This is a genomic window from Campylobacter sp. CFSAN122748 (genome assembly GCF_045277125.1).
GTDB lineage: Bacteria > Campylobacterota > Campylobacteria > Campylobacterales > Campylobacteraceae > Campylobacter_D > Campylobacter_D jejuni.
Window position 1 is genome coordinate 616,975 of sequence record NZ_CP116953.1, and the last position, 13,721, is coordinate 630,695.

At 31.4% G+C, this 13,721-nt stretch carries 12 protein-coding genes and 1 pseudogene; 11 read left to right on the forward strand and 2 right to left on the reverse strand.

All coding sequences use genetic code 11. The features are described 5' to 3' along the window. The first annotated feature begins 34 nt into the window (after nt 1-34). The 7 genes and pseudogenes from hypB to OT390_RS03310 form a co-directional block, all read left to right on the forward strand. A complete protein-coding gene (hypB, locus tag OT390_RS03280) occupies nt 35-778 on the forward strand; it encodes a hydrogenase nickel incorporation protein HypB (RefSeq protein WP_215484770.1) in 744 nt (247 codons plus the stop codon). Then, a complete protein-coding gene (locus OT390_RS03285) occupies nt 778-1,059 on the forward strand; it encodes a HypC/HybG/HupF family hydrogenase formation chaperone (RefSeq protein ID WP_002776342.1) in 282 nt (93 codons plus the stop codon). The genes hypB and OT390_RS03285 overlap by 1 nt, the downstream gene beginning before the upstream one ends. After that, complete coding sequence (hypD, locus tag OT390_RS03290; protein WP_002776343.1) at nt 1,043-2,134, forward strand: hydrogenase formation protein HypD; 1,092 nt, start codon at nt 1,043-1,045, stop codon at nt 2,132-2,134. Before OT390_RS03285 ends, hypD begins: the two co-directional genes overlap by 17 nt. Next, nucleotides 2,131-3,105 (forward strand): hydrogenase expression/formation protein HypE, encoded by a 975-nt coding sequence (gene hypE / locus OT390_RS03295; protein ID WP_002776344.1) that lies wholly within the window; start codon nt 2,131-2,133, stop codon nt 3,103-3,105. Before hypD ends, hypE begins: the two co-directional genes overlap by 4 nt. Further along, nucleotides 3,105-3,449, forward strand: coding sequence for a hydrogenase maturation nickel metallochaperone HypA (gene hypA / locus OT390_RS03300; RefSeq protein ID WP_002826529.1), 345 nt, complete (start codon nt 3,105-3,107; stop codon nt 3,447-3,449). Before hypE ends, hypA begins: the two co-directional genes overlap by 1 nt. Nucleotides 3,450-3,809: 360 nt before the next feature. Then, the gene (locus OT390_RS03305) at nt 3,810-4,319 is read left to right on the forward strand and encodes an autotransporter (RefSeq protein WP_406611513.1); all 510 of its coding nucleotides are present in this window, start codon (nt 3,810-3,812) and stop codon (nt 4,317-4,319) included. Nucleotides 4,320-4,809: 490 nt separating this feature from the next. Further along, nucleotides 4,810-7,236: pseudogene (locus tag OT390_RS03310) on the forward strand (hypothetical protein); the annotation flags it as partial. A gap of 230 nt (nt 7,237-7,466) precedes the next feature. On the opposite strand, the gene holA reads toward OT390_RS03310, so the two are convergent. Together holA and OT390_RS03320 are read right to left on the reverse strand one after the other, a co-directional pair. Further along, on the reverse strand, nt 7,467-8,432 hold the full coding sequence (holA, locus tag OT390_RS03315; RefSeq protein WP_052791002.1) for a DNA polymerase III subunit delta: 966 nt from the start codon (nt 8,430-8,432) through the stop codon (nt 7,467-7,469). Continuing rightward, entirely contained in the window at nt 8,425-10,359 is a 1,935-nt protein-coding gene (locus tag OT390_RS03320; RefSeq protein ID WP_052774572.1) for a ribonuclease R family protein, read from the reverse strand. The genes holA and OT390_RS03320 overlap by 8 nt, the downstream gene beginning before the upstream one ends. A gap of 118 nt (nt 10,360-10,477) precedes the next feature. Here OT390_RS03320 and ilvC point away from each other — a divergent pair, with 118 nt between their 5' ends. The 4 genes from ilvC to ruvX are packed head-to-tail and all read left to right on the forward strand — an operon-like array spanning nt 10,478 to nt 13,711. Further along, nucleotides 10,478-11,500, forward strand: a complete 1,023-nt coding sequence (gene ilvC, locus OT390_RS03325; protein WP_002858483.1) for a ketol-acid reductoisomerase — start codon at nt 10,478-10,480, stop codon at nt 11,498-11,500. A gap of 3 nt (nt 11,501-11,503) precedes the next feature. Further along, nucleotides 11,504-12,568, forward strand: a complete 1,065-nt coding sequence (locus tag OT390_RS03330) for a divergent polysaccharide deacetylase family protein (protein ID WP_394535925.1) — start codon at nt 11,504-11,506, stop codon at nt 12,566-12,568. After that, nucleotides 12,558-13,331 (forward strand): DNA-processing protein DprA, encoded by a 774-nt coding sequence (locus OT390_RS03335; protein ID WP_394535924.1) that lies wholly within the window; start codon nt 12,558-12,560, stop codon nt 13,329-13,331. The genes OT390_RS03330 and OT390_RS03335 overlap by 11 nt, the downstream gene beginning before the upstream one ends. Next, nucleotides 13,328-13,711 (forward strand): Holliday junction resolvase RuvX, encoded by a 384-nt coding sequence (gene ruvX / locus OT390_RS03340; protein ID WP_002852281.1) that lies wholly within the window; start codon nt 13,328-13,330, stop codon nt 13,709-13,711. The genes OT390_RS03335 and ruvX overlap by 4 nt, the downstream gene beginning before the upstream one ends. Nucleotides 13,712-13,721 lie beyond the last annotated feature (10 nt).

The window sequence follows — 13,721 nt, forward strand, 5'->3', positions numbered from 1 at the left end:
TTAAAATGAAACAAAAAATATATAAGGAAAGAAAATGTGTAAAGATTGCGGCTGTTCTATAAATTCAAGCCATACGCATGGTCATCATTACGACCACCATCATGAAAATCCAAGTTTAAAAGAAAGCAAAACCATAGAAGTGATTTCTAAAATTTTAAGCAAAAATGATGAAGAAGCTAAGCACAATAGAGCGCATTTTAATGAAGCTAACACGCTTTGTATCAATTTAATGAGTTCTCCAGGTAGTGGAAAAACCACGCTTTTAGAAAGCACGATTAAGGCTTTGAAAAATGAACTTAAAATTGCTGTGATTGAAGGGGATTTAGAAACCAATAATGACGCTCTAAGGGTAAAAAATGCCGGAGCTTTGGCGTATCAAATCACTACAGGACAAAGCTGTCATTTGGACGCTTTTATGGTGCATGAGGCTTTGCATCATTTAGCCATTGATGATGTGGATTTGCTTTTTATAGAAAATGTTGGAAATTTGGTTTGTCCTGCAAGTTATGATTTAGGAGAGCATTTAAATGTGGTTTTGCTTTCTGTTACCGAAGGAAGCGATAAACCGCAAAAATATCCTGTGATGTTTAAAAAGGCTGATATAGTTTTAATCACAAAGGCAGATTTAGCTCATCATTTTGATTTTGATGTTAAAGAGGCGACTAGGTTGATTAAAGAATTAAATCCTAGAGCAGATATTATCACCCTTGATGCAAAAAATGGCACCAATATGGAGCTTTGGTATAAGGTGCTTAAACTTAAAAAGGAGCTTTTTTAATGTGTTTGTCTATACCTTCTGAAATTTTAGAAATCGATGAGTTAAACAATGCTTTAGTACAAACTTTAGGCGTGAAAAGAAAAGTTAATTTGGATTTGATTGATGAACCTTTAAAACAAGGCGATTATGTATTAATCCATGTAGGCGTTGCTATGGAAAAAATCGACAAAGAAGCTGCACTAGAAAGCATTAAAACCTATCAAGAAATAGTAGAAAAAATGAATAGTGGAGAGATAAAAAGTGATGAAGGAGATTTGGGTTTAAATGAATTTCATCGATGAATTTAGAGATAAAGAAAGCATTTTAGCTTTAAAAAAACTCATAGAACAAGAACTTAAAAATCCTATTAATATCATGGAAATTTGCGGTGGGCATACGCATAGTATCATGAAATATGCTTTGCCTTCTATTTTGCCAAAGGAAATTAACTTTATCCATGGGCCAGGATGTCCTGTTTGTGTTATGCCAAGAGTTCGCATTGATACAGCTATCAAGTTAGCCTCCATGAAAGATACGATTTTTTGTACTTTAGGGGATCTTTTAAGGGTGCCTGGAAGTGAAATTTCTTTACTGGATTTAAGAGCTAAAGGGGCTGATGTTAGAGCGCTTTATTCTCCGCTTGAGGTTTTGGAAATTGCTAAGCAAAATTTAAACAAAAATATCATCTTTTTTGCTATAGGTTTTGAAACTACTACGCCTATGAGTGCTTTACTTCTTCAAAAGGTTATAGAAGAAAAAATAAATAATGTCTTTTTTCATATCAATCATATCACAGTTCCAGCACCTGTAGAAGCGATCATGAATGATGAAAATGTAAAAATCAATGCTTTTTTAGGTCCTTCTCATGTGAGTGTGATAACAGGTTATGGTATTTATGAGCCTTTAGCAGCAAAATTTAAAACCCCTATAGCGGTGAGTGGTTTTGAGCCAGTTGATATTTTAGAAAGTGTGTTAAATATCATAAAACAAAGCAATGAAGGCACTTTTAAAGTGTATAATCAATACAAAAGAGCCGTAAGCAAAGAAGGCAATGTTAAAGCACAAAATTTAGTAAAAAAATACTTTAGGGTGTGTGATTTTGAATTTCGTGGCTTAGGACTTATTAAAGATGGAGGCTTGGAGTTAAAAGAAGAATTTAGCGCTTACGATGCGAGTAAAAAATTTGATTGTACGGTGCAAAGTAAAAATGAAAGCAAAGCCTGTATTTGTGGGCAAATTTTAAGAGGTTTGGCCAAGCCTTATGATTGTAAAGTTTTTGGCAAGGCTTGTACGCCAAGAAGTCCTATAGGAAGTTGTATGGTTTCTGGCGAGGGTGCTTGTGCGGCGTATTATAAATACTCAAAGGTGAATGCATGAAAAATATTTCCTTAGCCCACGGAGGCGGTGGAGAAGAGATGAATGAGCTTTTAACTAAGCTTTTTAAGATCTTTGATAATGAAATTTTAAACGCAAATAATGATGCAGCGATTTTGGGAAATTTGGCTTTAAGCACGGATTCTTTTGTTTTAAGTCCGATTTTTTTAGATGAAGAGGTTAATATAGGTAAACTTTGTGTTTGTGGTTCTATTAACGATGTTTTGATGGTGGGTGCTAAGCCAAAATATCTAAGCTTAGGGCTTATCTTAGAAGAAGGTTTTGAGCTAGAAAAATTAGAACGTATTTTAAAAAGCATTAAAGAAGAATGTGAAAAATGTGGAGTTATGTTAGTTTGTGGCGATACTAAAGTTGTTCCTAAGGGTAAAGCAGATGAAATTTATATCAACACTACAGCCTTAGGTGAAATTATTTCTAAAAAAGAAAGTAAAAATATCAAAGCAGGGCTTAGCATACTTCTTTCAGGCGATATAGGAAGGCATGGAGCTAGTGTTTTAATCAAAAGAAATGAGCTAGAAGCTGATATTAAAAGTGATTGCAAGGCTTTGAATAAAGAGGTTTTAGAGCTTTTAGAAAAAGATATAAAGGTTGTGGCCATGAGAGATGCTACTCGCGGGGGGCTTAGTGCGGTTTTAAATGAGTGGGCAAAGCAAAGTGGAAATGATCTTTTGATCTTTGAAGAAAAAATCATCGTTCAAGATGAGGTTTTAGGACTTTGCGAGCTTTTTGGTTACGAAGCGTATGAGCTTGCAAATGAAGGCACTTTTATACTTTGTGTGGAAAAAGAAGATGAGTTAAAAGCCTTGGAAATTCTAAAAAAATACAATGTAAATGCGAGTATTATAGGAGAAGTTTTAGAAGAGAAAAAAGCACGCGTGATCTTACAAAACGCTTATGGAGCAAAACGCTTTTTAGAAAGTCCTAAAGGCGAACTTTTACCAAGAATTTGCTAATGCACGAATTAAGTATAGTAGAATCTTTAATCGAACTTTGCGAAGAAAATGCCTTAAACAATAAGGCTTGTAATGTGCAAGAAATTTATGTAAAAATCGGGCGTTTAAGCGGTATAGAAGTGGATCTTTTTAAGCGTTGTTTTGAAACTTTTAAAGAAAACTCAAATATTTGCAAAAATGCTAAACTTTTTATAGAGCTTGCTCCGCTTGAAATTTTATGCTTAAAATGCGATCAAACAAGTATTTTAGAAGAAAATGTTTTTAAGTGTCCTAAATGTCAAAGTATAGAATATAAAATCATACAAGGTGAGGACTTACATCTTATGCGACTTGTGATGAAATAATATATTTGGCGTTTTTGTTACAATAGTAAATATTTTATCGATATTATTATTTTAATATTTAACAACCAAGCTAAAAAAATCATAAATTTTGAAATTTTATCTAAAAATGCAAAAACTAAAAAAATATATTTTTAAATTTATTTTAAATAAAATTTAAAAATATTATAAAAATATTGATAATATTTCATACAAATTTATTCTTATTTAAGATATTTTAATTTAAACTAAAAATTTAAACCAAAATTTTAATAATAATTTAAGTATAATTATTATATAGTCTTCACTATTTTCTTATTATAGTTTTATATTATTTTTAAATATAAACAAGAAAATATAAATATAAAAGGAAAGGGAATATTTATGAATAAAACTGCATTAACTAAAACATACACAAAAGATATACAAAATTTCTGTTTAAATTCTAAAAAGATAGTTTTATCTTTAGCTACTATTTCTTTTTCGGCAAGTTGTACTCATGCTACACTTACTCCTGAAATAGAAACTTACGAAGAGACAAATAGACATGCTAAAGCTAGGTCAGGTTTTCGTTTTAAAAGTTCGAATAATGAGACTATAAATAATTTACAAACTTCAACTAAAACTATAAGTAGCACCGGCAATACTCTAGTTATAGAAAGTGGTGGAACTATTACTATTTCTAATGGTGAGCAACAAGCGGTCAATTTCACTCAAGATTCTTCAACTTCTACCTTTTTAAATCAAGGAACTCTTATAGGTGGAAACAATACTGCTAGTGTTCAACTAGGAGCAAATAACAATAACGGTGTTACCATAGAAACCTTTAATAATCAAGGCATCATAGGCAATGGTTCTTCTAAATTTGGAGTAACAGTTTGGGGGGGGGGGTAAAGATAACCCTAAATCTATAATCAATAATTTTAGTAATAGTGGAACTATTCACTCTAATGCTGGTGAAAGTATTTATTTTGGTAACGCCAATATATCAAGTTTTGTTAATAGTGGGACTATTAAGAGTAAACAAGGTGCAGGAGTAAATATATCTCAAGGAACAAGTATAGAGAATTTTAACAATACCGGAACTATTGAAGGCAAGAGAATAGGTGTAAATGTTCGTTCAACAATAAATACCTTCGTCAATAACGGTTTAATTGCTGCAACGAACGATGGAATACAGATAAATGCTAATGTAAAAACATTAATAAATAAGGGAACCATAAAAGGACATGCTACATCTATAAGATCATTAAGTGGAACTATAGAAACATTGACCAATGAAGGCATTATGGATGGTAAAAGTGCTGGTATTTACATGAGCGGAGGTCGTGTTAAAACTCTTATAAATAAAGGTACCATTAATCATACAGACAGTTCGGTAGGTTGGGGTGCTGGTATAAAACTCGAAAATGGTGGTACCATAGAAAATATCATCAACACAGGAACTGTCAATTCTGCTGGTTTTGGAATATCTGTAACTCATGGTAAATTTGGAACACTTACCATAAAAAATGGAGGTACAGTTTATGGCAAATACGTGGGAATAGGAGTGGGTCAATGGCAAACTCTAGGAGATTTATATATAGATGGAAGTTCAAATAATGGCAGAGTAAGTGGAATTTATAGTGATCAACGTGGAATTTCATTAGATGCTGGCTCACGAACTCAAAAAATAGAACTTAAAAATGGCGGCATTATAAAAGGTAAGATCCATGGTATAAGATTGGATAATGGTGCCTCTTTAAGTGGAGAAATGATTTTATCTGGCGAAGGTTCTAGGGTAGAAGGTGGAAGTGGTGCTGGTATATTGAATCGAAGTGGAAAAATAGAAGGCTCTATAACCATAAAAGATGGAGCAACTGTTACGGCTACTTCGAATCGAGCCATAGCTAACTCTCGCTCAGGAAGTATAACAGGTGGTATTACTGTTAGTGGGAAAAACACTAAACTTCAAGGAAATATAATCAATATAGGTAATGCTTCTATAGGTAGTGATATCAAGATAGAAGATGGAGCTAAGGTAGAAGGTGGTCTTGTTAATCAAGATAATGGAAGTATCTCAGGAAGTGTTCAAGTAAGTGGTGGTAGTAGTATTGATTCCATTACCAATGAGGGTAATGGAGCTATTTCTGGTTCAATTACTGTAGATAAAGATAGTAAACTTGATTCTATCACTAACACTTCTACATCATCTACAGGTATAAGTGGTTCTATTACTAACAATAGTGATAATAAGCTTGAAATTTCTAATTCAGGTAATATCGGTGGTAAGATTGAAAGTACAGGTAGTGCTGATATGGTGATTAGCAATAGTAATGGTGGAACTATTAGTGGCGGTATTAGTTCTTCAGGAAGTGGAAGCACTAGTATTTCCAATTCACAAGGCTCAACCATAAATAACGGCATCACTGTTTCAGGATCAGCACAAGTTGAAATCTCCAATCAAGGCTCAGTAGGTAAAGATGAAAATGGTAATACAGTAACTAACAATGGTAGTGGTAGTGTTGGAATCAAAGATTGGCTTGTTTCTACAGATAAAAACACAGGTAAATTAAACACTGTGGTTATAGGTGGAAGTAGAGCTTTTAATGTAAAAGTAGAAAACATCACCGTAGATCAAAGCAATGTTGATCTTGAAGAGCTAAACGATATAAACAACATCATCTCAGGTGTTAATCAAAACAATATTGGCAATATAGGAACCAATGGAAGTGGAGAAATATCTTTAAGCTATGATCCAATAACAGGAAAGCTTACTACAGATTTTAATCTTAATGCTTCCATATCAGGTGCAACCTTTAGATCTTTAATCTCTACTACTTCAAGAAGATCAACCTTTATAGATAATGTTATGGGTAATTCTATGCAAAGCTTTGCTTTAGCTTCTTCAAGTAAATCTCAAAGCATCGCTATGTCTGAAAAGGGTAATTTATATGCAGATGCAAGTGATTATATAAAGAGTGATTTAAATAATGGAAGCTATGGTTCTAATAAAGAACATTCTTTATTCATCCTTCCTTATACTTCTTCACAGAATGTTGAACTTTCTTTAAATGAAGAAAGTAAAGGACACACTAAAGGAACCATTATAGGTTATTCTACTTTAAAAGACAGTGGAATATATGGTGTGTATGCAGGTTATGAAGATACAAAAATGGGTTCAACTTATTTTGATATTAATAATAGAACCTATTATGCAGGTTTAAAATACTTTAATACCTTATTTACTACAGAAAAAGGTCAAGAAGTTTATATCAAAGCTCAAGGTAAAGCTGCTTTGATTAAAAATGATTTAACTGAAAAAATAGGAAATAATGAAGCTAAAGCTGAACCTAATTCTTATGCTTATGGAGTCAATACAGCCTTAGGTATGAATTTTATTTCTAATAAAGATATATTCTCTCCTGAAATAGGTCTTGCTTATGAAGGAGGTTATACTGAAGCTTTTTCTATGAAAGACACCATAGGACAAGCAACAGTTAAAGGTGGAGAAAGAACCTATGCAAACTATTTAAATCTTTTCTCTACTAAAACAAGTCTTACTTGGTTTAGAGATTGGTTGCCTAATTTAAAAACTTCAGTAGAACTTGGAGCTAAGTTTAATATCAATCCTAAAGTAGAAGCTGAGGCTAGATTTGGTAATATAAAAGTAAGTGATGAGTTTGATTTACCAAGAGTACAAAAATTTGTAAGCACTTCTTTTATCGTTCCTGTTAATGAAGCTTTCTATTTTAGTTTAAACTATAATGGAATGTTTGATAAAGATGGCAATACCCATACAGGATTTGCTCAGTTTAATTATCTTTGGTAATCTTATAAAAGATAATACTTAGTTTAATTAGTTTACTCTCCTACTTGTTAAAAATTTCATCCTGATAATTTTAAAATTATTAGGATGGATGTTTTTAAGGTTATTAAACTCTTTTTAGATTGCAATCATTCTTTTAAAGTATTTTAAAAACTCAGTTAAGATTAACAATACAATCATTTTAAATTATTTTAATACGATTAAAAGAAGTGAAGAGGATTGAAGAGTAAAAATTAACTTTTTAAAATCCTTGCAAGTTTAAGCAAATTTGAAATTAAAAATTCTTTTTTTACGAGCTTAGAATTGGTTTTAAGCTCGTATTCGCATTTAAGCAAAAGAGTGAAAATTTCTTTATATTGTTCGATTTTTAAACTAAAGGCTTGAGAGCTTAAATTTTGTCCCACTTGAGGAGGTGGAGTATAGCCTAAAAGCTCTTTAAAATCAATTTTACCATTGACTTTAGCATAAAGTGCGATTTTAAACAAACGATAAAAAGAATTATACAAAGAGTTGATTAAAGCAATTTCATTAAAATTATCTAAAATTTTTTCAAGTTCGCTTTTAAAGTCTTGTTTCTTTAAAATTTTATCAAAAAAGCTTTCAAAACTTCCTGTATTCAAACTATAGCAGTATTGTTCTATGGTTTTTTCATCTACTCTTAAACCACTAAATTTATTAAGCTCACTCGCAGCAAGATATAAGTTTTCATCAAAACTTGTAAAAAGAGTAAATAAAGCATTTTGAGTGATTTCAACCCCTAGTTGTTTTGCTTTTATGCTTAAAAGCTCCACGCCTTCTTTAGCTCCGTTAGCTTTAAAAAATCTTACAAAATGAGGAGAGAAAATTTTTTCTATATCGCTTTGTTTAGAACTTTCATCATAAAGCTCTAAAAGAAAGAAATTGTCCGTATTGTTTTTACAAAGTTCGACTAAAACTTTAAGATCTTTTGTTGGAATTTTTTTAGAAGTTTTAATTTCGAGTAATTTTTTTTCACTAAAAAGCGATCCTGCGCTTAAAAAATCACTCGCACGAGTGAAGTTGTATTCTTCAAAAAAAAGTTTCAAAGTTTCATCGGGCTTATATTTTTCTTTTATAAATTCAGCATAAAGTTCGCTTTGAAAATTATCTGCTCCATAAAGAAAGAAAAAATTAGGTATTGAATCTTTAGAAAGTAAGATTTGAAGCTCTTTTCTATACATTTTCTTCCTTTATAAGTCTTTGGGTGATTTTAGCATAAATTTTTGCCATAACTATATCCGCTTCCATGATTTGTACTTCAACATTTTCTAGCAAATTTACACGCGTATCATAAAGGATTATATCCGCTCCTTTGATTTCATCATCTAGTTTGGCTATGCAAACTCCATCATTTTGGACAACTAAAGCTTTAAATTTTTTGCCTATATTTTTAGCTGCCCATCTAGCAAATTTTCTATCCATAAAATCAAAAGCAACCTTATCCGCCTCTCTTTCAAGTGTGCTAAGATTCTCACAAGTGCTTTCTATGTTTAAAAGTAGATAATTAAAAAGTTTTTCATCGTTTTTTTGCTTGGCTTTTAAAAGTCTGTGCAAAATAAGATCAGAATACCTTCTTATAGGGCTTGTAAAATGTGAGTATTTATCAAAACCTAAGCCAAAATGTCCCGCATTGACGCTAGAATATTCCGCTTTTTTTTGTGCTTTGATGATGAGTTTATCTACTTCTGCTCTTAAATTTAATTCATCGGCTAAAGCTTGTATGTCGCGTATGAGCTCAGGAAGATTGGGCTTAAAATTTACATCGATGCCTAGTTCGCGTAATTCATTTAAAAGCTTATCGATTTTTCTTACATCAGCACTTAAGTGATTTCTAAAAACACCTATATCTATGAGTTTTGCTGCGGCTTTATTGGTTAAAAGCATACAATCTTCGATCAAATTATGCGAAGGCGTGTCTTTTTCAAAAACTGTACTTTTTAGACTTAAATTTTCATCTAAATTCATTCTTAATTCTTCGGTGCGAAATTCAAAGGCATTTTTAAGACGCATTTTGCGTAAATTTTTTGTGATTTCAAAAAGCTCATAAAGCCATGAAAGCTCTTTTAAATCAGGTTTTTGTATCAAAATTTTATCAACTTCATCATAATTAAAACGGCGTTTTGAATTGATAATACCTTCAAAAAGTTCTTCTTTTATGACTTTATTTTCATGATCGAGTGTGATTTTAAAACAATACGCTAAGCGATCTAAATGAGGTTTTAAAGAACAGATATTTTCACTTAAAGGATGCGGTAACATAGGTATAGCAATATGTGGAAAATAAATAGAAAATCCACGATTTCTTGCTTCTTTATCTATAGCACTATAAGCATAAACATATTCGCTAACATCAGCAATAGCTACATAAATTTCTCGTTTTTGGGTGTCAAAATAAATCGCATCATCAAAATCTTTTGCATGTATAGGATCTATGGTGCAAAAAGGCAAGGCTCTTAAATCCATGCGATTTTTATACATACTCGCATCAACACTATCACCGTTTGCTAGAGCTTCTTTGATACAAGCGTCGCTAAATTCGTTATTTTTATTAAAAAGAGCTAGGGAGATTTTTTCATCTACGCTTTCATCATGGATATGCCCTAAAACTTCTATGATATTGTTATTTTCATTTTCTATTTTTAAAATTGTCCCTAAAGGTAGTGCTTTTAAGGATTTTTGAGAAGCTTTTAAGGTGGTGCTTAATCCTGTTTTGATATTCATTCCAAGCACGGCTTCGCCATACCTTTTGGTGATCACTAAAGAGGTTTCATTGGCTCTTTTTAGAACCAAAATCACCTTTGCACTGGGGCGTTTTTTCTTTAAAGGTAGAAGTTTTACTGCGACTATATCTTTATAGTTTGCGCCTTTTAGGTTTTTGTTTTCTATCAAAAGATCTTTTTTGAAACTTTCATCAAAGCATTGTAAAAAACCTGTGCCTTTACTCGAAATATCAAGTACTCCAAAGGCAAAACCATTGTTAAGATAGTATTTGTTTTTGTGTTCTTTGATGATATGATTGGTTAAAAGTTCTCTTAAAATTTGTTTAAATTCATTGTTTACTTCGTGAGAGCTAATGCCATAACTAAGACTGTTTAAAAATTCTTTCACTTTTGATACTTTATGATTTTTTGTAAAATTCTTACATAAAGTTTATAAAAAAAATATGAAATTTATACTTTAATTGCTATAATAATACCTTTAATTTTTGAATTTTTAAGGAGTGAATATGGCTATTACAGTATATTATGATAAAGATTGTGATTTAAATTTAATCAAATCAAAAAAAGTAGCAATTATAGGCTTTGGCTCTCAAGGGCACGCTCATGCGATGAATTTAAGAGATAATGGCGTAAATGTAACTATCGGACTTCGTGAAGGTAGTGTAAGTGCTGTTAAAGCAAAAAATGCTGGTTTTGAAGTGGTGAGTGTGAGTGAGGCTTCTAAGATAGCGGATGTGATTATGATTTTAGCTCCTGATGAAATTCAAGCAGATATTTTTAATGTCGAAATAAAACCAAATTTAAGTGAAGGCAAGGCTATAGCTTTTGCACACGGTTTTAATATCCATTATGGTCAAATTGTTGTTCCAAAAGGTGTAGATGTTATCATGATAGCACCTAAAGCACCAGGTCATACAGTAAGAAATGAATTTACTCTAGGTGGTGGCACTCCTTGTTTAATAGCTATCCATCAAGATGAAAGCAAAAATGCTAAAAATTTAGCCTTAAGTTATGCAAGTGCGATCGGGGGTGGACGTACAGGTATTATAGAAACAACCTTTAAAGCCGAAACAGAAACAGATCTTTTTGGTGAGCAAGCTGTGCTTTGTGGTGGACTTAGTGCTTTGATTCAAGCAGGTTTTGAAACTTTGGTTGAAGCAGGTTATGAACCTGAAATGGCTTATTTTGAGTGTTTGCATGAAATGAAACTCATTGTGGATTTGATTTATCAAGGTGGTATTGCAGATATGCGTTATTCTATTTCAAATACTGCAGAATACGGCGATTACATCACAGGGCCAAAGATTATCACTGAAGAGACTAAAAAAGCGATGAAAGGTGTTTTAAAAGATATACAAAATGGTGTTTTTGCAAAAGATTTTATCTTAGAACGCCGTGCAGGTTTTGCTAGAATGCATGCAGAACGCAAAAATATGAATGATTCTTTGATAGAAAAAACAGGACGCAATTTGCGTGCTATGATGCCTTGGATCAGTGCTAAAAAATTAGTAGATAAAGATAAGAACTAAACATTGTCAAAGAAAAAATTAGTTCAAATTCAGCGTTATTTAATCATAGCTATACTTTTTTTACTTTGCATAGCTTTAGCTTTGGGAATTTTAGTAAAATATCAAAATTCCCAAGATGTTTCTTCTGTTAAGCCGGATTATTTTATTGATAAACAAGAAGATTTAATTTCATTAAATAAAGATCATTATGAAATTGGTATTTTTCAAGAGAATGAGTTTGATAATAATAAATCTGTAAGTATTTTAGAGCAAAAAATTCAAGAAATTGATGATTTAAATACAAGTTTAAATGAGCAAAATTTAAGTAGTGTGGAGCAGAATTTAAGTTTAGAACAAAATTTTATTCTAAAAGATACAAATTTAACCCAAGATCAAAATTTAACTTTTAATGAAGATATTCATTTAAATAAAATTTCTAAAAAACCAAAACTTGCTATTATTATCGATGATATGGCAAATGCAAGTCAGGTTAGAGGTTTAAAAGCTTTAAATTTAAAGTTAAATCCTTCTTTTTTTCCGCCAGATAAAAACCATAGCGAAACGCCAAAACTTGCTTTAAAATTTGATTTTTATATGGTGCATTTACCTTTAGCAGCGATTAATTACAATAAACCTGAGCTTGATACTTTAAATCCAAATGATAGCAAAGAAAGAATTTTTAAAAAAATCAAGCAAATTAAAAAAGATTTTAAGGATTTAAGATATATCAATAATCACACAGGAAGTTTATTTACAAGCAATGAAGAAGCTATGAGAAAGCTTTACGAGGCTTTAAAAAATCAAAATATATTTTTTGTAGATTCTAAAACTATAGGAAATTCTAAGGCAAATAAAATCGCTAAAGAACTCAGTATGCCTTATATACAAAGAGATGTGTTTTTGGATAATGAAGATGATATTAATTATGTTAAAAAACAACTTGAAAGTGCGGTAAAACTTGCACAAAAAAAAGGTTTTGTTATAGCCATAGGACATCCTAGGAAAAATACTTTTAAAGCTTTAGAGCAAAGTAAGGATTTGTTAAAAGGCGTTGATCTTGTGTATTTGAGTGAAATTTATGGCAAGTGAAATTTTGCCTGATGAATTTTTAGAACTTTTTAAAGATTTAAAAAAGCCTCCTAAAAAATTACACTATAAAGGAAATTTATCTTTATTAAAACAAGATAAAATCGCTATTATAGGTTCAAGGCGTATGAGTGTTTATACGAAAAATTGTGTTTTTTCTTTAGCGAGTATGCTTAAAAATGCTCATCTTTGTGTGGTAAGTGGCGGTGCTTTGGGTGTGGATATCACCGCAAGTATGGCAGCTATGCCAAATACTATAGGTATTTTTGCCAATGGTTTAGATCAAATTTATCCAAGAACTAATGAAAAAATCATTAAACAAATTTATGAAAATGCTTTAGCTTTAAGTGAATACGAAGATGATTATTTGCCAAAAAATTATGATTTTTTACTAAGAAATCGTTTGGTTATTGCTTTAAGTAAGGCCGTTGTGGTTGCACAAGCAGATATAAAAAGTGGTTCCATGCAAAGTGCAAAACTTGCTTTAGAACTCAATAAACCTTTATATGTTTTACCACAAAGACTAGAAGAAAGCACAGGAGCTAATTTTCTTTTAAAGGAAAATAAAGCAAAGTTAATTTGTGATTTTAAAGAATTTGTAAGTGAGTTTGCAAGTATAGATATAAATCAAGATGAGTTTTTAGAGTTTTGTAAAAAAGGTGTGAGTGTTGATGAGGCTTTAAAAATTTATGGACAAAAAGTTTATGAATATGAACTTGAGGGAAAAATTTCCATAGAAGGGCTTTTTATAAGGGTTTTAGCATGAGAGCTTTGGCTTTAGATGTAGGTTTAAAACGCATAGGTGTAGCGCTTTGCATAGATAAAAAGATCGCTTTGCCTTTAGATGCAGTTTTAAGAAAAAATCGCAATCAAGCCGCTAATGAAATCAAAAATTTACTTAAAATACATGAAATTTCTTTACTCATTGTAGGCATTCCTAAGGGTGGATCAAGTGAAGAAGAAATGACAAGACGCATTAAGCATTTTGTTTCTTTGCTTGAATTTGATAAAGAAATTTGCTTTGTAGATGAAAGCGGAACAAGCAAAGAAGCTTTAGGATACGGCGTAGCCAATACACGCAAAAAAGATGGTAAATTAGACTCTTTATCCGCTTTTATCATGATAAAGGATTATTTTGCTCTCTAGAATAGAAAAA

Bases quoted from the DNA above. Each gene is read 5' to 3' on its own strand.
- hypB (WP_215484770.1), top strand. From the start codon at position 35: ATGTGTAAAGATTGCGGCTGTTCTATAAATTCAAGCCATACGCATGGT.
- OT390_RS03285 (WP_002776342.1), top strand. From the start codon at position 778: ATGTGTTTGTCTATACCTTCTGAAATTTTAGAAATCGATGAGTTAAAC.
- hypD (WP_002776343.1), top strand. From the start codon at position 1,043: ATGAATTTCATCGATGAATTTAGAGATAAAGAAAGCATTTTAGCTTTA.
- hypE (WP_002776344.1), top strand. From the start codon at position 2,131: ATGAAAAATATTTCCTTAGCCCACGGAGGCGGTGGAGAAGAGATGAAT.
- hypA (WP_002826529.1), top strand. From the start codon at position 3,105: ATGCACGAATTAAGTATAGTAGAATCTTTAATCGAACTTTGCGAAGAA.
- OT390_RS03305 (WP_406611513.1), top strand. From the start codon at position 3,810: ATGAATAAAACTGCATTAACTAAAACATACACAAAAGATATACAAAAT.
- holA (WP_052791002.1), bottom strand. From the start codon at position 8,432: ATGTATAGAAAAGAGCTTCAAATCTTACTTTCTAAAGATTCAATACCT.
- ilvC (WP_002858483.1), top strand. From the start codon at position 10,478: ATGGCTATTACAGTATATTATGATAAAGATTGTGATTTAAATTTAATC.
- OT390_RS03335 (WP_394535924.1), top strand. From the start codon at position 12,558: ATGGCAAGTGAAATTTTGCCTGATGAATTTTTAGAACTTTTTAAAGAT.
- ruvX (WP_002852281.1), top strand. From the start codon at position 13,328: ATGAGAGCTTTGGCTTTAGATGTAGGTTTAAAACGCATAGGTGTAGCG.